Annotated in this window: 1 pseudogene; it reads right to left on the bottom strand. The window is 66.5% G+C overall.

The annotated features are described in order from the left end of the window. Window positions 1–585 (bottom strand): annotated as a pseudogene (locus GVL04_RS24110) (urocanate hydratase); the annotation flags it as partial.

Here is a 585-nt window from a genome sequence, read left to right as displayed (position 1 = left end):
AGCAAATACGTGCCGGGAGGCCTTCGAATTCCACCCGGTCCGCCGCGGCGTCGAGCCACTTGTGCAGGTGCGTGTTCTCCGGGAACAGTTCCTTGATCGCCGCATCCGTCACGGCGATGTCTTCCGGGTCTCCGGAGAGCGCGACCCAGCGGAACGGGCCAAGGCCCTCGCAGAACAGGGGACGGATGTACGCCGGGACGAAGCCGGGGAACTCGAACGCCCGCTCGTAGCCGCCCTTGCGGGCCTCGTCACGGATGGAGTTGCCGTAGTCGAACACCTCAGAGCCGGCGTCCTGGAACTCCACCATCGCCTGGACGTGGCGGGCCATCGAAGCCTGGGCCTTCTTGGTGAACCCTTCCGGGTCCGCCTCAGCTTCGGTGTGCCACTCGGCCACCGTGATGCCCTCAGGCAGGTAGGACAACGGGTCATGCGCACTGGTCTGGTCCGTGACCACATCGAAGGTCACTTCCCCGGCCTTGTGGCGGGCCAGCAGTTCCGGGAACACCTCCGCGGCGTTGCCCACGTAACCGACGGACCAGCCGCGGCGCTCGTCCTTGGCCTTCTGGACCTTCGCGATCGCAGCAT

It is taken from the genome of Arthrobacter sp. 18067 (assembly GCF_902706295.1).
Taxonomy (GTDB): Bacteria; Actinomycetota; Actinomycetes; order Actinomycetales; family Micrococcaceae; genus Arthrobacter.
The sequence above is the reverse complement of the archived record's forward strand: the minus strand, read 5'-3'. Positions and strand labels throughout refer to the sequence as shown.